The organism is Paenibacillus alkaliterrae (genome assembly GCF_021532375.1).
Classification (GTDB): Bacteria; Bacillota; Bacilli; order Paenibacillales; family Paenibacillaceae; genus Pristimantibacillus; species Pristimantibacillus alkaliterrae.
Map to the genome: position 1 here is coordinate 53,542 of NZ_JAKGAP010000040.1, position 19,207 is coordinate 72,748.

A 19,207-nucleotide genomic window follows, 5' to 3' on the forward strand; every position below is an offset into this window, starting at 1 on the left:
GATGCATAGCGCAACGCCACAAAGCCGCAAGGGAACCCCCTTGCGGCTTTGTGGTCCAGCTATAGGTTATTTACGGCAATTCAATCGTAACTTCCCGTTTGCTGGCGGCAGAACGAAGCACGCCGTCGATGATGGCTTGATTGTATAATATTTCACCGCCCGGGATTGGAGCGGGGCGGTCGTCCTGGATCGCGGCGACGAAATCCTTCACTTTCTCGTCAAACAGATTCAAGCCGTGCTCAATAACAGGGATTGTCGATTGGATATGCTGATTGGCGATATCATTGTACAAAGTCATGCTGCCCACGCTGCCGTCCCACACGCCGCTCCATGGACCCGTTCCTGCAGGGGTAACCTTTAGTCCGGCATCGGTTCCGAGGAACATGGTCGCTCCCAGCGAATCCATGTGCATAGCCCAGCTTATTTTATAATTAAGAACAATGTCTCCCTCAAGTCTAATCATCGCCACACCAAAATCTTCCACGTCAAAGTGCGCCGCTTCTTTATGGTATTTCGGATTGGTTCCAAAATGATTCGACGTATAAGCCGATACTGTGAGCGGTCTCGGATAGCCCAAAGCATGAAGGGCCATATCGAGCGAATAGCAGCCGATATCGGCCATAGCGCCGGCCCCGGCGAGCTCCTTGCGGATGAAAGTGCCTCCAGGCATGCCCCGGCGTCTCCCGCCGCCCGTCTCCACGAAATAAACGCTGCCCAGCTTCCCGGATTGTACGATCTCTTTGATTAACGACATATTCGGGTCATACCTGGGCTGAAAGCCTACCGTCAACATTTTTCCGCTGCGTCTTGAAGCGTCGACCATCTCAATGGATTGCGACAAAGTTACCGACATCGGTTTTTCGACCAAAACGTGTTTGCCGGCATTTAAAGCATTCACGGATGTCTCGTGATGGGCAAAGTTGGGCGTGCAGACGCTAACGCCGTCAAGCTCCAGCTCAAGCAGCTTTCTGTGATCATCGAAGGGCGCTGCATTCAGGAGCTGTTCCTGCTGAATGAATGCTTGTGCTTTCCCCTCGATACTGTCAGCTACCGCCACAATTTCCACGTTTGAAAGCTTTCTATAAGCAGATGCGTGCGCGCGCGCGATTCCGCCGCTCCCGATGATTCCAATTCTTATCGTTTTAGTCATGGTTTGCTCCTCTTTTCGTTGTGTTAGCTTTACTTTAGCACAGTGAAAACAGGCTTGAAATCGCAAGAAAAGGACAAATGGACTCTAAAATCATGACAAGCCGCTGTTCAGGAATCCGATTGCGAATCGTTGTAAGCTTATTGCTCCAGCCTTCTCCATTGCTGCTCGAGTTCCCGGTCATTTAAATTTATGCCGATAAAGACGATGTAAGGCTGCCCTTCATGCGCAGATTCCGACCAAGTTACCCGATTCCCTGCGAATTGCAGCAGCAGAGCCGGGCCCTCCGGATTAAGGCGTATATAGCCTTTGGCACGCAGCAGCCGGTTTTTAAATTTATGTAGAAATTTTTCGATATCCTTCCGGCTATAGGAAGCCGTCCGGGCTAGCGCAAGCGAAATCGTTTGGACTCGCGAAAAAGACGGCGCTTGGCCTTTCTCGAGGCGAGTCTGCTCCACCGGCTGATTAGGGGCGGCATGAGCAGCTGCTGCGGCTGGCTTCACCATTGGAAAGGCAGAAGAGACCGCAACCGCTTGCTTGGCCTGCTTAACTACATCGGATAGAAGCAAACCCAGATCAATAATGCTATGAGCAGTTGGGATTAAGACAGCCGCATCGTTATATTTGGGCAGCAGTTGGCCGATCTTTTTACGTTTTGCATCGTTTATGAGATCTGTTTTGTTCAGCACAAGGATATCGGCCGTTTCGATCTGGCGCCTAAGCGTACGAATGAGCTGGGCATCCGATTCGAAGAAGCTGTTGTAATCCAGCACATGCTCGGCATCGACGACCGTTACGATTTGCTTCAGACGAACGAGCTCGATTAATGCCGGATCGGTTAACGCATCGGCAATTTCTTCGGGATTCGCGACGCCGGTAAGCTCGATCACGAGCAGATCCGGCTTATTTCGCAATACCGTACGGATGCTTCCGGCGAGCTCGCTGCGTTTGCTGCAGCAGACACAGCCATCCAGCAGCTTCTCAACCGGCAAATCCGATTGCTCTCTCAAAATATGGCCGTCGACATCAAGCTGTCCAAGCTCATTCATAATGATGCCGGGCCGAAGGCCCTCAGCCTTCGCTTCTTGCAGCAGGCGCAGGAGCAAAGTAGTTTTTCCGCTGCCGAGAAAACCGCTTATGACGATCACAGGGACTTTCAATTCTAATCCTCTCCCATCCAAATAAATAGGTTTGCATAGTAGACTGCCATTGTAGAAGTATATGTCGAAAAAACGTAATAATTACGATTTGTTTCGGGCGTCATAACGGAGCAAGTTAGATCTTGCTCCGTTATAAACCATATAACTGCCTGTAAACCGTAGGAGTCATGTCCTCATGCTCCATGAAGCGTTTGTTGAAATAGCTTACGCTGGGATAGCCGGCATCCGCTGCGATTTGGCCAATAGGGGTCTCTTTACGCTCAAGCAGCCATTGCTTCGCCATTTGAAGCCGGCAGCGCGTAATGAAATCCATCGGCGTCATTTCCATAACGCTGCGGAATAATTTGCAGAAATAGTGAGGGCTGACGCCCGCGAGCCCGGCCCAATGCTCCAGGATGAACGGCTGCGCCGCCTCCTGCTGCATCAAAGGTAGGAGCTCTGCGATCCGATTGGAGGATGAGCTGGATTTGCTGCCGGATATGGGAATGGCTTGTTCGACGAAGACAGCCAAAATGGCGTAGGTCAGTGCCGATAACCGATTTGGATGAAGCATGCGATGCGTCTCTGCCTCGACGAGCAGCTCCTCATGCGCTTGCTCCCAAGCGGCCCGATTCCGAATCGTCCAAAGCTGGCTTTTGTGAAAGCCGCGTTCAATCATATAATCCTGCAGGCCATTTCCATAGAAATGAACCCATCTAATATCCCAAGGATCCTCTGTGCTGCTGTAATAATGCTGCCTTTGCAGCGGAAAATAAAGAACAGCCTCCCCCGCCTCCAGCGTATGCACCTCCCCATCCCATTCGACGCAGCCTTTCCCGGAAGCGACATAATGGATATTGAAGTTATTCAACGCTCCGGCCTCTCTTAATGTGTAATGCTGCGGATGGTTCCAGTAATTTCCGACGGATTCAGGAAAGCAAAAGAATGGGTTATGCGGCAAAGTAAGCAGGTGGCTTTGGCGCTGCATGATGATCACCTCGATGACAATATTGTTTTAATGGATAACAAAATAATATTATTTTAATTTTAAATCGTTCGTCTTATAATCGCAATATAGTCGTAAAAAAAATGATGAGGTGATAAAGTATGTCGATCAAAAAGCTGAAATGGGGCATTTTGGGCTGTGCGGGCATCGCGAAAAGAGCGGTCATTCCGGGACTCCGTTTATCTGAAATAAATGAGGTTGCGGCTATCGCCAGCCGCGATTCGGACAAGGCCAAGAAAACGGCGGAGGAGCTCAACATTCCCACGGCTTATAGCAGCTATGAAGCACTGTTAGAAGACGATTCCATTGATGTTGTGTACATCCCTTTGCCAAATCATTTGCATAAGGAATGGACGATTCGCGCTGCTGAGGCAGGAAAGCATATTTTGTGCGAGAAGCCTTTGGCTTTAACAGAGAAGGAAGCGGCAGAGATGGCAGAAGCATGCGCCAAAGCCGGCGTTTTGCTATCGGAAGCGTTTATGTATAGATATCATCCTCGTTATGCGATGATCAAAGAGGTAATAGCCGCTGGAGAGATTGGAGAGATTCGCGGCATTCGCAGCGCCTTTACTTTCAACGGCGCTGCCAATAATGCCAATGTCAGATTCCGCAAGGAGTGGGGCGGCGGCTCTATCTATGATGTAGGCTGCTATCCGATTAACGCCGCCCGCCTGCTGCTTGGCAAGGAGCCGGAAGCGGTGACGGTGCAGGCGATGTTCTCGCCGGAGCATGGCGACGTCGATATGATGGCATCGGGGCTGCTGGAATTTGAAGGCTCCGTCTCGCTCTCATTTGATTGCGGCATGTGGGCGGCATTCCGCAACCCGCTCGAGGTGCTTGGAACCGATGGTATTATTGAGGTTCCGTCCGCATACGTTACAGGCGAACCGGGCAGCGCCAATTTCTTCGTAAGCGCCAAAGGGGAGCGAAGAGAGGTCGAGGTGCCGCATGTCAACCAATATACGCTGCAAGCCGATCATCTGGCGCGCGCTATCATGAATGGAACGCCGCTGCAGTTCGCACCATCGGATTCCTTGAACAATATGAAGGTAATTGATGCTTGTCTGCTATCAGCCCGCGAACGGACTAGAGTAATTCTATAAGGAAATATAAGGAGGATAAAATGATGGAGTACATTCAAATCGAAGGCTGTCCGAAACCGGTATCCCGTTTAATGAAGGGCTCGGATTATTTTTTTCACAATACCTATGAGAAAGCGGCGGCAAACCTGGATGCATTTCTCGCGATCGGCGGAAACTCGATCGACACGGCGCATATTTATTGCGGCGGCGAGAGCGAAGAAGTGATCGGCCGTTACATGAAGGAGCGCGGCAACCGCGAGCAAATGGTTATTTTGACGAAAGGTGCACATCATGACCGTACGGGTCCCCGTGTCAGTAAAGAAGCCATTCGCGCCGATTTGACGCACAGCCTGGCAAGGCTGCAAACCGATTATATCGATTTGTATGCGCTGCACCGAGATGATCCGGCGGTGCCTGCGGGCGAAGTCATCGAAATATTGAATGAGTATGTGAAATCCGGTGCTGTGAAATCAATTGGCGTATCTAACTGGACTTGGCGGCGCATTAAGGAAGCGAACGAATACGCGGCGGCGAACGGGCTGACCGGGTTCTCATTCAGCAGCCCTAACCTAAGCTTAGCCAAAGCCAATGAGCCGTTCTGGTCCGGCTGCGTATCGGCGGATGCAGAGACCTGCGCATGGCATGAGGAGCAGCAATTTCCGCTGCTGTCCTGGTCCTCTCAAGCCAGAGGTTTCTTTACGGGAAGATTTTCACCGGAGGTTCGCGATAACGCCGACCTCGTTCGCGTATTCTACAGCGATGATAACTGGGAGAGGCTGGAGCGAGCAAAACAGCTGGCAGCGACGAAAAACGTCAGCGCGATCCAAATCGCTCTTGCTTACGTACTGAATCAGCCGTTTCCGACCTGCGCTCTGATCGGAGCCCAAACTGCCGAGGAGCTGCAATCCTGCGATGCGGGCTCCCTCATTCAGCTGACCCGGGAAGAATTGGACTGGCTTGACCTCGCTGCTCAGAGGGTCTAATACAGCAGATAAGGGGTGTCGCAAAAGCAGCTAATTGCAGCTTTTGCGACACCCCTTTCGTATTATTGCCGGAGGATATCGCGTCGATTGGTGAATACCAGGGAAAAGATACTGGACAAATCCAGTATAGAGCGCCGAATGGCGGGCCTGAGACTGTAGTTGCTGGAGCAATCCAACATAGCGTGGCGGTTGAGGCGTGTCTTTAGCCCCTCGACGTGAAGGGGGTGTCCATTAGTCATGTTAATGACGATTGGGACATTCCCTTTTCTTTTTTATAGGCACGAGGGCTGCTTCCATACATCTGACGAAATAATGCGGCAAAATGGTTGTAATTGTTGAATCCGACATCCAGCGCTGCCTCGGTGGCGGTTCTTCCCATATGCGACATCAGCAAGGCCGCTTGCCGAAGACGAAGACGGTTAAGATGCTCAAGCACGCTTTCCCCCGTTTCCTTCTTAAAGAGGTGGGATAGCCGTGAAACGGATAGTCCAACCTCTTTGGCCAACTCCTCGATTCGAACGACGCTGTTCATATGACGGGACAAATAGCGCAGCGCGAGCTCGATTCGCGGATCAAAACGCTGATCCATTTGCTGGGCGGCCAATAAGATAACCTCGCGCAGCGAATTTTCGCATAAGGTATGCCAGAAGCTTGAACGTTCCCGGGAATCGCTCAAAATATGCTGGAAGGCATGCTGTACGCGACTCTGCAAGTTACCCTCCGGAATCGTTGCCACGATTGATTCCTCATTTGGCAAATAGTCGATTTCAGGCAGTTTCTGAAAATGCACCCAATAGAAATTCCAACAGCAGCCAGATACGGTCCCGTATTCATGGGGGATACCAGAGCGAAGCAGACCGATCTGTCCAGCCTTGCAGCGCTTCTCGCCGGCAGCCGTGCGCAAATAGCCGGTCCCTTCCATTGTATAAAAGATTAGCCAATCGCTCATTCCGTGAGCTCTGCGAATCCGATAGGAGTCAGACTCGTCAAAATGACCTCCGAACAGCGTTCCATCAGAGTATTCGTTTGCATGGTCGTGACGACCTGAATTGGACATATTCATATCCTCCTATTTTTCGTTATAGCAGAATACCGTTACTTTTTAGCAGTAATCCTTCTTCTTTTAAAATAACGAAAGCTCTATTATAAAGTCAAGAAGAATGAAGACACTTTTGAAGGAGCGATATGAAATGTCCAAAACGTTGAAGGTATTAACGGAAGAACAAAAGAAACAATTTACGGCCAATGGCTACTTAATCGTTAAAGACCTTTTCTCTGTAGAGGATATACGCGTGATAGAGAATACTTTCGAGGCGATCAGCCATACGACTGTTCCTGGCTATTTCGAGCCTAAGCTTGATGCCGATGCGGATGACCCTCTCAAACGGTATCCGCGCGTCATGCACCCGCACCGTTTCAATGAAACAGCCAAGAACTATATGCTTCATAAGCCTGTCTTGGACGTGCTGTCCGACTTGTACGGCGAAGAAGCGCTTGCTGCGCAAAGCATGTTCTACTACAAGCCGCCAGGCTCGCGCGGGCAAGCGCTGCATCAGGATAATTTCTATTTGCAGGTGGAACCGGGAAATTGCATAGCGGCATGGACGGCGATCGATGCGGCAAACATGGATAACGGCGGCTTGCTGGTCGTTCCGAGAACAAGCGATTATGAAATAAGCTGTCCGGAGTTAGCGGATGCCTCAGAATCGTTCACGACGCATTACGTGAAGCCTCCCAAGGATGAGAAAGCGATTCCGGCTATTATGGATAAGGGTGACGTCTTATTTTTTAACGGAAATCTCATCCACGGCTCCTATCGGAACAAGACAAAGGATCAATTTCGACGCGCTTTCATCTGTCATTACGCGAATGCCTCAGCCACTCATATTAATACCCACTACCGCCCTTTATTTCGAGCGGACGGCACGGCTGTTGATTTGGAATCGAATACGGACGGCGGACCTTGCGGTATCGAGTTCGATATGGCATATCCTCATTAAGCGGGGACGAAGATGAAAAATCATTCATCCCTAAATTTATGATATTTTGGCACAAGAAAACAAGTCCTTAATCATCACCGGTCTAGTCGGCATTAGACCGCGAGAGGACAATTATCTATATATTGAACCAATCAATCACGTGAGTTAACGGCAGCACGAACTGGAAAAACGCCAGTTAATTTTGTCTCAGACGCTCTATATAAAGCAATTAACGGGAAAACCTGGCGCTATTCACCGGAATAATCGCTTCAAGTCGGCAAACGGACCACATTAGCGGGACAAATTCCAGTTAGGAGAGAATTACTCGCTAATGAAGCGAGTTTAGCGGGACCTTTTCCAGTTAGATTCGCCATTCATCTTTCAGGAGCGAAGCTATTTTGTCAACATGCTTAATAGGACCTGAAAAAACCTAAGCAATCTTTAGTTCAACTTATATAGAAATCCATTCTTTGGTGCCGGAGCAGGCATGGGATTATTTCTGCCTTAACCAGGTCGATTATCGCGGACATTCCGTTACTGTCGTTTTAGCGAATTATTCTGCTAATAGGGAACAATAGCTTAATACTGAAAGGGCTGCCGTGTGGCAGCCCTTTAATTCGCTAACGGATGTTGAACAAGAGCACCGCAGGGCGTGGTCTAGAGCTAATTTATTAGCGCTGTCATGAGTGTCTTTGCACGAATTGACATAACATAACATGCCAAGTAAGATGGAACAATAACGTATTAGCAAAGACGAAACTAGCTGTTTTACTATCTTTTGAGAAATCGTAGTTTTATCATTTCATAGGTATCGGAGTGATTCCGTATGGCCAGCATTAAAGAAATTGCCAAGTTGGCGAACGTATCCCAGGGGACAGCCTCTATCGTGTTGAACGGCAAAGGGAAGCAGTACCGGATATCGGAGGTCACTCAGCAAAAGATATACGAAGCAGCCAGAAAGCTTAATTATCAGCCTAATATTTCAGCAAGACGCCTTAGAAGCGGAGGAGAAATTGTGCTGCCCATTATCGCGCTTTTTTGGGCATTAGATACAAGAACGATGCTTATCAGCCGCTTCCTTAAAGGAATGCAGGAAAAGCTGCAAACGATCGAAGGGGATTACGAATTACTTATTCAGCCCTATGTGGGTACGAAATTGAGCGAAGTTCGCAGCCTGGTTACCGGAACGAGATTTAACGGCGCCATCATTGCGAATGCGACGGAGGAGGATGAGGTTTTCTTAGAAGAGGCGCAATTGAATGTACCCATTGTCCTCTATCAGCGAGGCTCGGATAAATATTGCTCGGTCAATGTCGACAGCTACCATACAGGAGAGACCGTTGCACGGTTGTTTGCAAGCAATGGACATCAGACGGTGGGCACGATTGTTCCGAATGTATCCTCTAAGGCGATTAAGCTGCGCAAAGAGGGTTTTTTGTCTGAAGCTTTGAAGCTGGGCTTAACGGCTAAAGAAGAGCACACCGTATACTCGGATTTTTCGGAGCAGGGCGGATATGAGGCGATTAAACGGCTATATCAACAAGATCAAGAGTTACCCTCGGCTTTATTTGTCATAAGCGATCAGATGGCGGTCGGGGCGTTGGCTGCGCTGAATGAGCTTGGCAAGAGCGTTCCCGGCGATATCGAGGTTGTCGGGTATGACGATGATGAAGTAACTCAGTTTACGATCCCTTCTCTAACAACGGTGCATTTGCCCGTTGAAGAAATGGCAGCCGAATGTGTCAGGCTGCTTATGGACTTGATGCATCATAAACAGATAGAGCCTACTTCCAGCATGCTTGATACGCACATCGTCATTCGTCAATCCTGCGGCAATGAGCGTACAAGCTAAGCGAAAGCAATTCTAAATTTGAGGTGAGTAGTCAACGGATATACCCGTTGCCCGCTCACCTTTTATATTTACAAAATGGAAGGACTTCTGCCTCAGAAAAACGGTTGACAAGTAAGCATTTTTAAAATATATTAATTAGCAAAACGTATTAGCAAAACGTATTAGCAAAACGTATTAGCAAAACGTATTAGCAGTTATGGGGTGTAAGGTATGGCCAGCATAAAAGAGATAGCGAAGCTTGCGGATGTGTCTCAAGGCACCGCTTCGATGGTGCTGGGTGGAAAGGGAGACCAATATCGAATTTCTGCTGTTACGCAACAGAAAATTGTAGAGGCGGCAAAGCAGCTTAATTACCAGCCGAATATTTCAGCGAGGCGTCTGCGCAGCGGGGGAGAAACGGTTCTTCCGATCATCGCGCTATTCTGGTCGCTGGATGTTCGAGCAGCTCTCATCAATCGGTTTTTGCACGGACTGCAGCGCGCATTTCATTCTCTGGAGCAAGAGTATGAGCTTCTGATCCAGCCTTACGTGGGCAATAAGCTATGTGAAGTGAACAGCTTGCTTACTGGAACGAGGTACAACGGGGCGATTATTGCGAACCCGACCGAGCTGGATGAACAATTTTTGGAGGATGCTAATCTTCTCGTTCCAATTGTTCTGTACCAGCGCAGCTCAGACAAATACTCGAGCGTGAAGGTAGACAGTTTTAAAACAGGGCAGGAGGTAGCGCAGCTGTTCGCAAGCAGGAAGCACCTTAAAGTGGGCGTCTTAGTGTCGGATGTCTCCTCGAATGCCATACAGCTTAGATTGCAAGGTTTCACGGACAGGGCAAAAGAGCTGGGGCTTGAACTATCCGAGCAGCATGCGCTGTATGCAGATTTCTCGGAGAAGGGCGGTTACGATGCGATCCATCGTCTGCTGGAGAGGGAAGAAGAGCTTCCTACGGCTATGTTCTCGATTAGCGATCAAATGGCAGTAGGCGCTTTGAAAGCGCTTCACGAATCTGGGAGAAAAGTGCCGGATGAAATGGAGCTCGTTGGTTACGATGATGATGCTATCACGAAATTTACAATTCCAGCTTTATCTACCGTTCATCTTCCCGTTGAGGAAATGGCCGAAGCCTGCGTTAATCTTCTTAGTGAATTAATGCAGTATCGCTCGCATGAACCTATCTGTAAATTATTCGAGTCATGTTTGATTTTACGCAGCTCTTGCGGCGGATCTGGAAAGTGAGCGTTTCCATAATGCCGGAACGCTTGGAATTGACTTATGAACGCTTCTACAAACCTATCGCGCATACATCTGATGAAGCGTTTTAAGTATATATCATAAATATTTGGGAGGTTCTTGTATGAAATTCAAAAGGGTGTCAGCCGTACTCGCATCAGCAGCTTTAATCACGACGTTGTTTACAGCTTGTGCAAGCAATGGAAATGAGCAGCAAGGAAGCGCAGGCGGTACGGCGAGCAATTCGAACGCCCCGATCAAAATCGACTATTGGGGCGGGTGGACGGGGCCCGATCTGGAAACGATGAAGGGGCTCGTCGATAAGTTCAATGCCGAACAAAGCGGCATCCATGTTGAGTTCACTTCGATGCAGTGGACACCGTTATTTGCCAAGTTTCTAACCGAGATGAAAGGCGGAGAACCGCCGGATGTACTTGCGATGCACCCTTTTGAGATCGGACAATTTTCCGAGATGGGCGTGCTCGACAACAAGCAGATTGAAGCGGCCAAGCTGAATAAGTCGGATTACTCCGAATTCGCATGGGGCGGTACATTCTACAAGGATACGCAGTATGCGGTGCCGCTTGATGTACACATGCACGGCCTTTATTATAACAAAGCATTATTCGAAAAAGCAGGCTTAACCGCCGCTCCGCAAACAGGGGAAGAGTTGATCGAGATGGCTCAAAAGCTGACGGTTGACAGCAATGGCAAACATCCAAACGAAAGCGGATTTGATGAGAACAACATTGTGCAGTACGGTCTAGGCTTTAATATGAACCATCATATCTTCTATCAAGCTTATGCGTTGATTAATCAGCAAGGCGGCAATCCATTCAATGAGAGCATGAATAAGCTGGAGCTTGACGAAGAGAAGACGGCCAAGGCGTTTGGCTTCCTGCAGGATCTCGTCTTCAAATACAAAGTCGTTCCTAAAGGGGAAAAATCGCCAGTGGATGATTTCACTACATCCAAAGTGGCTATGATTTTTGACGGTCCATGGCAAATGCCGAAGCTTGAAACATCCGGCTTGCAATGGGGAAGCGCGCCGTATCCTCAGGTGTTTGATAAGAAGGCAGCATGGGGTGCAGCGGAAGTTCTGACATTCCCGGTTAACAAAAAGGGAAGCGCAGAGGAAAAAGAAGCGGCCATTGCATTCGTCAAATGGCTCGATGGCAATTCGGCAGATTGGGCGAAATCCGGACAGCTGCCTTCAAACAATGCAGGCATGGAATCGGCTAAGGGACTCGAAGGACGCGAGGCATTTATCGCCAGCTTGGATAATGCCGTACTGCTGCCTGCGCACCCGCAATCGGCGCAGCTGTTCTCGAGCACGGCACCGAGTCCGATCCTGACAGCCGCGCAGGATGCGATTCTGAACAACAAAGACCCGCATGAAATTGCCAAACAGCTGATGAAAGACATGAATGCGATATTAGCAGACCAATAAAAATGGTTACAGGCGGATACGGCTGGACATCTTCCGGTCCCAGACGTATCCCTGTTATCTCCTGCAGAAGGGTTGTAGCGCTATGAACAAACAAGGGAAGATTGCAGCATTATTTTTACTGCCCTATTTGCTTATTTTCACCATTTTTCGCTTCGGGCCGAGTATGGCGGGCTTGTTCGTCGGCTTCATGGAATGGAATATCGTTGGCGATGCCGCTTTCGCCGGCTTAGACAACTTCGAGAAGCTGTTTCGCGATCCGATGTTTTACACATCTTTGAAGAACACGATGCTGTTTTTGCTTATGGTTTTGCCTCCACTTGTCGTATTCAGCTTGCTGCTTGCCGTATTGCTTAATCAGAAGCTTCGCTACCGCAATGCCGTCAGAACGGTTTCCATCATTCCGTACGTCCTGATTCCCGCAGTAGTGGGAATTATATGGAACTGGCTGTACGACAACAATTTTGGGATATTGAATTATTATTTGAAGATGATCGGCATCGCGCCGATAGAGTGGCTGACTAACGACAAATACGCGTTATTTTCCGTAGCGATCGTAACGGTATGGTCTTACATGGGCTATAACATGATTCTGTACCTCGCGGGGCTGCAGGACATTTCGAAGGATTTGTACGAAGCATCGACTATTGACGGAGCGAATAAGTTTCAAACCTTTATGAAAATTACACTGCCTTTGCTGAAGCCGATTACGTCCATGATCATCACCCTCACGCTCATTAATGCCATCCAAATATTTGACCAAATATTTGTTATGACGAACGGCGGACCGGGGACCGCGACATTGACGCTTGTGCAATATTTGTATGGAACCGCCTTCCAAAATTATAATCTCGGTTACGGTTCGACGCTCGGCATAGCGATTGTTGTCATATTGATTGTGTTAGTCCAAATTCAATCCAGACTCTTCAAGCTTGATAACTAGGAGTGAGCGATACATGAATGTGAAAAAAATATCCGTATATGTTTTGATGGCCTTCATAGGGATCATTTTCTTGTTTCCGCTTTTTTGGTCGCTTATTTCTTCTGTAAAGCCGGAGAATCAAATTATAAGCTATCCGCCGCGCTGGATTCCTGAGAATTTTACGTTCAGCAACTATTCGCTCGTGCTTAAGAATCATCCCTTTCTCACCTGGATGTGGAACAGCGTTTTTATTACGGTTGCCTCTACGATTCTCGTGCTTATTCTAACCACGCTGGCTGCATATGCCTTTGGCCGATTGGAGTTCAGAGGGAAAAAACTGATCTTCACTTTAGTTGTTTCTATGCTGCTTATTCCGATTCAAGCGTATATCGTTCCTTTGTTTCTGCTTGTCTCGGAGCTTGGCCTCCTCAACACGTTCGCTTCGATCATTCTAGTAGCGGGCGCGAACGTAACGAGCGTGTTTATTCTGACGAGCTTCTTCAAGAGTATTCCGAAGGAGCTGGAGGAAGCGGCGCGTATAGACGGCTGCAAGGATTTTGGTATATTCTCGCGAATCATGCTGCCGCTCTCGAAGCCGGCTGTCTCCACGGTAACCATTTTGATGTTTATTACGAACTGGAACAATTTCCTCTGGCCGCTTATTGCGATTAGAGACAACTCGTTGAAGCCATTAACGGTTGGTATTGCCCAGTTCATGGGCGGAGCTAATTCTACAGCGCAGTTCCAATACGGCACCTCGCTTGCGGGTGCTTGCATGGCCATCATTCCGTCTATAATCGTATTTCTGTCGCTGCAGCGTTATTTTGTTGAAGGGATCGCGAATACAGGTATTAAGGGTTAACCGAAGACAGCTATTGCTTAGTGCTATAGGAGGCGCATCATGTATACAACCTTAACGAAAGAGCTGTTATTCAGCAACGAACCTCCATTCTCCAGCTGCCATGCTTCCCATTTAGTTGTCTTGCCAGATGGGGATATTTTGGTTGCTTGGTTTGCCGGCAGTAAGGAGGGCGAGGGAGACATTGCGATTTGGTGCTCGAGAAGGCGCCAAGGGAACTGGACGAAGCCAGTTGTGCTCGCGGATGAAGAGGGCCTGCCGCATTGGAATCCTGTTTTTCATCAGAAAAACAACGATGAGCTTATCCTCTATTACAAAGTAGGAGCCTTGCTCAAAGAATGGTATACAAGGTATAAAGTTTCGAAGGATAAAGGTGGAACATGGTCAGATCCGCTCGAGCTTGTGGGTGGAGACCGGGGAGGAAGAGGGCCGGTAAGGAATAAGCTCATTGAGCTGTCAGACGGCGCTTGGTTGGCTCCGGCATCTACGGAGGACGGCATTTGGCAAGCGTTCACCGACCGCTCGGAGGATGGCGGTATAACCTGGACGAAGAGCGGCTCAGTCGTTATCCAAGGCTTGGATTACAGCGGCATAAAGGAAGTAGTGGATAGCGGCATACCGGTATCGAAGCAGTCCTTCTCCGGACGGGGCGTCATTCAGCCCACCTTATGGGAGTCCAATCCGGGACATGTGCATATGCTGCTGCGAAGCACAGAAGGGCGCATTTACCGCAGCGATTCGGATGACGGGGGCAGAACTTGGTCGCAGGCCTATCCGACAGAGCTTCCGAATAATAACAGCGGTATTGATTTGGTAAAGCTGGGTAATGGAACACTTGTGCTTGCTTATAACCCGGTGGACAAAAATTGGGGGGAGAGGTCGCCTCTGGTACTGAGCGCTTCCCTGGATAACGGGTTAACCTGGGAACCCCCTTATATTTTGGAGGATGAGTATGGCGAGTTTTCTTACCCTGCAATTCTAGCAGACGGCGATCAGTTATTCATTACTTATACATGGAAAAGAGAGAATATTGCATTTTGCATGATTAACATTTCATAGGATTAATCAGATAAGACGGAGTAAGAGGGAGAAGCGGATGAACATGAAGATATCGACAGGCGTATGGCCGACAATGGTCACCCCGTTTACTGAAGATAATAAAATTGACTATAAGGTGCTTGAGAAGGCGATAGAATGGTATATCCGCAAAGGAGTAGATGGTCTATTCGCGGTATGCCAATCGAGCGAGATGTTTTATTTAAGCTTGGAGGAGAGGGTAGAGCTTGCAGCTTTTGTGAAGGAAAAGACTGCCGGGCGCGTACCGGTCATTGCTTCCGGCCACATTTCTGATTCCTTTGAGGATCAAGTAGAAGAGCTGCAGGCAATCGCGGCCACGGGCATCGATGCGTTAGTGCTCATTACGAATCGGCTGGCACGCGAGGAAGAATCCGATGAGGTATGGCTGGCGAATTTGGAGAAGCTTATGGCAGAGCTTCCTGAATCGATATCGCTTGGTTTTTACGAATGCCCCTATCCATATAAGAGGCTGATATCGCCGTCTTTATTGAAGTGGTGCGCTGAAACGGAGAGATTTCTATTCCTTAAGGATACGAGCTGCGACATTGCTAATATGACGGAGAAAATGCATGCGGTGCAAGGGACTGGCTTAAACCTGTATAACGCGAATACAGCTACGCTGCTGAAGACACTGAAGCTGGGAGTAACCGGTTATAGCGGCGTGATGGCCAATTTTCATCCCGAGCTGTATGTGAAGCTCATGCTTGATGGCTTAGATCAGCCGAGGGAAGCTGAGCAGCTCATTAATTTCCTAAGCCTCGCTTCTTTGATCGAGAAGCAGCTGTATCCGGTCAACGCCAAATATTACTTAATGCTCGAAGGGGTATTCGACAATTACAACTGCCGCTCCAAAAACGCTGACGAATTCACGCCAACGAATCGGTTAGAAGTGGAACAGCTGCATCGGTTGACTGAAACGTATACCAGGTCGTACGCGAAATAGAATCGGGATGGATGAACGGTAAATTACAGGGGGCAGGATAGATGGAGAAGATGTATTCGATCGGTATCGATTACGGAACAGAGTCCGGAAGGGTTCTTCTCGTTGACATCGGCAACGGGGAAGTCATCGCTGAGCACGTGACTGGATACCCTTATGGCGTCATGGATGAGCGCTTGCCCCATTCGGGTAAGATTCTGGAGCCGGATTGGGCTCTGCAGCATCCGGATGATTATATGGAAGTGCTCAGAAGGTCGGTCCCTGAGGTGCTTCGCCTAGCTGGGATCGATGCCGGTCAGGTGATAGGCATTGGCATTGATTTTACGGCATGCACGGTACTGCCGGTCGATGAGAGCGGAGTTCCGCTCTGTGAGTTGGAAGAGCTGCGGGACGAGCCGCATGCCTATGTGAAGCTGTGGAAGCATCATGCAGCCCAGGATGAAGCGAATCGGATTAACCAAATAGCAGAGCGGCGCGGTGAACGATTCCTTAGCAGGTATGGCGGAAAAACTTCATCGGAATGGATGGCGGCCAAAGCATGGCAGCTGTTGAATGAAGCGCCTGCGCTGTATGAGAGGACTCACCGGTTCATGGAGGCGGTGGATTGGGTCGTGCTTCAGATGACGGACAGTTCCGCGAGAAATAGCTGCTGCGCCGGCTATAAAGCGTTTTGGCATAAAGAGGAAGGCTATCCGTCAGCTTCTTTCTTCCGGGAGCTGGATCCGAGGCTGGAGCACCTTGTTAAAGATAAACTGCAAGGGGACGTCGTATCCTTGGGAGCCAAAGCGGGAGAGTTGACGGAGAAAGCTGCCGCAATGATGGGGCTTAGAGCAGGAACAGCGGTAGCTGCAGGTATTATTGACGCTCATTCAGGAGTACCGGGCACGGGCGCTGTCCAATCGGGTCAGATGGTTATGGCGATGGGGACTTCGCTTTGCCATATGCTTCTGAGTGATAAAGAAATACATGTCGAAGGTATTTGCGGCGTTGTAGAGGACGGAATTATACCGGGGCTTTTCGGTTATGAAGCTGGACAGCCTGCTGTAGGAGATATATTCGCCTGGTTTGTCGAACAGGGGGTGCCTGCTTACGTGGAGCAAGCGGCGGAGGATGACGGCATAAGTGTTCATGGGTGGCTTGAGCGGCAAGCATGTGAACTAAGACCTGGCCAGCACGGTTTGCTGGCGCTTGATTGGTGGAACGGCAATCGAACGGTGCTGGTCGATGCAGACCTTAGCGGTATGATCGTTGGATTGACGCTGCAGACAAAGCCGGAGGAAATATACAGATGTTTGCTGGAAGCGACTGCATTCGGTACCCGTACGATCATAGAAAACTTTGAACAAGCTGGGCTTGCCATTCATGAGCTGTTCGCATGCGGCGGACTGCCGCAGCGAAATGAGCTGCTCATGCAAATCTATGCTGATGTTACCCGGCGCGAGATCAAGATTGCAGAATCTACACAAACGCCTGCGCTTGGCGCAGCCATGTTCGGCGCTGTAGCTGCAGGTAAGGAGCGAGGCGGATATAGCAGCATAGAGGAAGCCGCAGCCCGAATGGCTCGCGTGCGTGAACAAATGTATAAGCCGATCGAGGCGAATAGCATCGTCTATGACCAGCTGTACGCTGAATACTGTCGTCTGCATGAACTATTCGGACGGGGCGGAAGCGCTGTGATGAAACAGCTGAAGCGGATTCGATTGCAGCAGGAAGAAAGAAGCGCTGCCTTATGATCGTTGGCGATATGAGGCAACTCGCGCAGGAGATCCTGTTGTATCCCCAGGCTGTCCGCAGAGCTTTGGAGTATTTGATATCAGGCGGGCTTGCCGATAGGGAGCCGGGCAGATATGAGCTGGCAGCAGGAGGGCTTATGTACGCTTTGGTGCAACAAATCGTTACACAGCCGAGCAATGTGCATCGATTGGAATCTCATGACACTTATTTAGACATTCAGTACGTCGTTAGCGGGGAAGAAAGAATCGATTTTATTAGGCTCACTGATCAACTGGTAGTTGAAGAGCAGGATTTGGCTGTCCGGGATATTGTTTATTACGCAAGGATGGAGAATCAAGAATCCAGTCTGGTGCTGACTCAAGGCCAGTTTGCCGTCTTTTATCCTTCCGATGCACACCGTCCGTGCTGCGCAGTGAATGAGCCCGGTGAACTGAAAAAAATCGTGATAAAGATTCATAAGCAGTTATGGAATAACCAGTATGATTAGTCGAAGAAGGGGCTATCCCAAAAGGTTATTGACCTTTTGGGATAGCCCCTTTTTCATAAATTGCATAAATAAAAAGAAACCAAATCTTGATGAAATAGAATTGTCGAGCAACCATCAAACTTAAAGGTAGTGGCCAGGACACCTCCACGTCGAATTCTAGTGCAAGAATAACCACAACTTCAGATAAGACCTGCTTGTTCTCAAGTAACTTATCTGTCGCTTCGGATAGAGTCACTTTCTCAGAGGATGACCGAACAACGCATCCCGTTGTCCGCGATTGATACCTTCCAAATATATGCGAAGCATGCGCTTCGTTACCGTGCGGTGGATTACCTATTGATACCCGTTGATCCTAAGGAGCTAAATGCCGCGCTGCAAAAGTGCAATAACGAGCTTGAGGCAGCGGCTCAGCCGGATCGTCCTGCCTTGGAGAAGGTACAAATTTGTCCAATCAAAGAGTCTAATATTGTCCAATTCGCCGCTCTCATGATAAAGCTATAATGAAAGCGCAATCAATCGATGCGCATTATCTTAATAATTAATCGGTTAAATCAAATAGGCTATTACCAACAACGATAAGGAAACATATAAGGAGATGCATCTCTCCGATGAGACTAGAAGCGATGTGCTGCATTCGCTCTTTCATCCGGATGGCGAGCACAAATTCAGCATTTGCCGCCTTCCTATTGGCGCAAGCGATTATGCGCTCGAATGGTACAGCTTGGGAGAAGGATATTTTAGAGGCGTATGCATTGTATTTCGTCAAATTCGTTAAAGCGTACGAAGAGGAAGGCATCACGATTCATCAGATACATGTCCAGAACGAGGTTGCAGCGGACCAAAATTTTCCTTCCTGCGTGTGGACTGGAGAACAGCTTCGTGAATTTATTCGCGATTATTTGGGACCTGCCTTCGAGAAGCATGGACTGAATACGGAAATTTGGCTAGGCACGATCAATGCGCCGGAGGCATGGGATGAGTTTGAGAGGACTCCCACTTCTGCAAGTGGCGAGGTGAATCAGCGATCTCCTGAATACGCTCACAAGATGTACTTTCCTTCCTCATTCTTTAGCGGTATAATAAAAAAGAACATACATTCGTATTTTTTGGTTAGAAGGAGGTGAAGTCATGTCAGATTCAAAGCCCATGTACAGGACCCATCAAGTGTGGATCAAACCCGGCCATCGGTTGTTTGCGTACCTGGATCAAGCGTGTCAGAACGCCAAAAATCTGTATAATACGACCAACTTTTACAGCGCGCCTAGCCAAGCTAGGTATAACTAACCGGTGGAAGTCCGGTCGGGGTAAAGACCAAGCTGCCCTGTA

18 protein-coding genes and 1 pseudogene are annotated in these 19,207 nt (G+C 48.9%); 15 read left to right on the forward strand and 4 right to left on the reverse strand.

Annotated features, from left to right (window positions below):
* Window positions 1–70: 70 nt before the first annotated feature.
* The 3 genes from L1N85_RS16810 to L1N85_RS16820 all read right to left on the reverse strand — a co-directional run bounded on the left by L1N85_RS16810 (window position 71) and on the right by L1N85_RS16820 (window position 3,274).
* The gene (locus L1N85_RS16810) at window positions 71–1,150 is read right to left on the reverse strand and encodes a Gfo/Idh/MocA family protein (protein ID WP_235240222.1); all 1,080 of its coding nucleotides are present in this window, start codon (window positions 1,148–1,150) and stop codon (window positions 71–73) included.
* Window positions 1,151–1,287: 137 nt separating this feature from the next.
* A complete protein-coding gene (locus L1N85_RS16815; protein WP_235240223.1) occupies window positions 1,288–2,307 on the reverse strand; it encodes a CobW family GTP-binding protein in 1,020 nt (339 codons plus the stop codon).
* Window positions 2,308–2,437: 130 nt separating this feature from the next.
* Complete coding sequence (locus tag L1N85_RS16820) at window positions 2,438–3,274, reverse strand: helix-turn-helix transcriptional regulator (RefSeq protein WP_235240224.1); 837 nt, start codon at window positions 3,272–3,274, stop codon at window positions 2,438–2,440.
* A 119-nt stretch (window positions 3,275–3,393) separates the two neighbouring features.
* Here L1N85_RS16820 and L1N85_RS16825 point away from each other — a divergent pair, with 119 nt between their 5' ends.
* Together L1N85_RS16825 and L1N85_RS16830 are read left to right on the forward strand one after the other, a co-directional pair.
* Complete coding sequence (locus L1N85_RS16825) at window positions 3,394–4,395, forward strand: Gfo/Idh/MocA family protein (protein WP_235240225.1); 1,002 nt, start codon at window positions 3,394–3,396, stop codon at window positions 4,393–4,395.
* Between the two features lie 23 nt (window positions 4,396–4,418).
* A complete protein-coding gene (locus L1N85_RS16830; RefSeq protein WP_235240245.1) occupies window positions 4,419–5,357 on the forward strand; it encodes an aldo/keto reductase in 939 nt (312 codons plus the stop codon).
* Between the two features lie 235 nt (window positions 5,358–5,592).
* On the opposite strand, the gene L1N85_RS16835 is transcribed toward L1N85_RS16830, so the two are convergent.
* Window positions 5,593–6,414: a helix-turn-helix domain-containing protein gene (locus L1N85_RS16835; protein ID WP_235240226.1), complete on the reverse strand. Its 822-nt coding sequence runs from the start codon at window positions 6,412–6,414 to the stop codon at window positions 5,593–5,595.
* Window positions 6,415–6,547: 133 nt separating this feature from the next.
* On the opposite strand from L1N85_RS16835, the gene L1N85_RS16840 reads away from it, so the two are divergent.
* The 13 genes and pseudogenes from L1N85_RS16840 to L1N85_RS16900 all read left to right on the forward strand — a co-directional run bounded on the left by L1N85_RS16840 (window position 6,548) and on the right by L1N85_RS16900 (window position 19,165).
* Window positions 6,548–7,357, forward strand: a complete 810-nt coding sequence (locus tag L1N85_RS16840; protein ID WP_235240227.1) for a phytanoyl-CoA dioxygenase family protein — start codon at window positions 6,548–6,550, stop codon at window positions 7,355–7,357.
* 805 nt (window positions 7,358–8,162) lie between these two features.
* Complete coding sequence (locus L1N85_RS16845; RefSeq protein WP_235240228.1) at window positions 8,163–9,188, forward strand: LacI family DNA-binding transcriptional regulator; 1,026 nt, start codon at window positions 8,163–8,165, stop codon at window positions 9,186–9,188.
* Between the two features lie 210 nt (window positions 9,189–9,398).
* Window positions 9,399–10,421 (forward strand): LacI family DNA-binding transcriptional regulator, encoded by a 1,023-nt coding sequence (locus tag L1N85_RS16850; RefSeq protein ID WP_235240229.1) that lies wholly within the window; start codon window positions 9,399–9,401, stop codon window positions 10,419–10,421.
* A gap of 118 nt (window positions 10,422–10,539) precedes the next feature.
* A complete protein-coding gene (locus L1N85_RS16855) occupies window positions 10,540–11,865 on the forward strand; it encodes an ABC transporter substrate-binding protein (protein WP_235240230.1) in 1,326 nt (441 codons plus the stop codon).
* 82 nt (window positions 11,866–11,947) lie between these two features.
* Window positions 11,948–12,805, forward strand: a complete 858-nt coding sequence (locus L1N85_RS16860; RefSeq protein WP_235240231.1) for a carbohydrate ABC transporter permease — start codon at window positions 11,948–11,950, stop codon at window positions 12,803–12,805.
* A 13-nt stretch (window positions 12,806–12,818) separates the two neighbouring features.
* The gene (locus L1N85_RS16865; RefSeq protein ID WP_235240232.1) at window positions 12,819–13,646 is read left to right on the forward strand and encodes a carbohydrate ABC transporter permease; all 828 of its coding nucleotides are present in this window, start codon (window positions 12,819–12,821) and stop codon (window positions 13,644–13,646) included.
* 39 nt (window positions 13,647–13,685) lie between these two features.
* Window positions 13,686–14,702, forward strand: a complete 1,017-nt coding sequence (locus tag L1N85_RS16870) for a sialidase family protein (RefSeq protein ID WP_235240233.1) — start codon at window positions 13,686–13,688, stop codon at window positions 14,700–14,702.
* Between the two features lie 37 nt (window positions 14,703–14,739).
* Window positions 14,740–15,663 (forward strand): dihydrodipicolinate synthase family protein, encoded by a 924-nt coding sequence (locus tag L1N85_RS16875; protein ID WP_235240234.1) that lies wholly within the window; start codon window positions 14,740–14,742, stop codon window positions 15,661–15,663.
* 41 nt (window positions 15,664–15,704) lie between these two features.
* On the forward strand, window positions 15,705–17,393 hold the full coding sequence (locus tag L1N85_RS16880) for a ribulokinase (protein ID WP_235240235.1): 1,689 nt from the start codon (window positions 15,705–15,707) through the stop codon (window positions 17,391–17,393).
* Window positions 17,390–17,881: a YhcH/YjgK/YiaL family protein gene (locus L1N85_RS16885; RefSeq protein WP_235240236.1), complete on the forward strand. Its 492-nt coding sequence runs from the start codon at window positions 17,390–17,392 to the stop codon at window positions 17,879–17,881. Before L1N85_RS16880 ends, L1N85_RS16885 begins: the two co-directional genes overlap by 4 nt.
* A 246-nt stretch (window positions 17,882–18,127) precedes the next feature.
* Window positions 18,128–18,382 carry a response regulator gene (locus L1N85_RS16890; protein ID WP_235240237.1) on the forward strand — a complete coding sequence of 85 codons (255 nt, stop codon included), beginning with the start codon at window positions 18,128–18,130 and terminating at the stop codon, window positions 18,380–18,382.
* Window positions 18,383–18,479: 97 nt separating this feature from the next.
* Window positions 18,480–18,924 (forward strand): annotated as a pseudogene (locus tag L1N85_RS16895) (glycoside hydrolase family 30 protein); the annotation flags it as partial.
* 85 nt (window positions 18,925–19,009) lie between these two features.
* Window positions 19,010–19,165, forward strand: coding sequence for a hypothetical protein (locus L1N85_RS16900; protein ID WP_235240238.1), 156 nt, complete (start codon window positions 19,010–19,012; stop codon window positions 19,163–19,165).
* The last annotated feature ends 42 nt before the right edge of the window (window positions 19,166–19,207 follow it).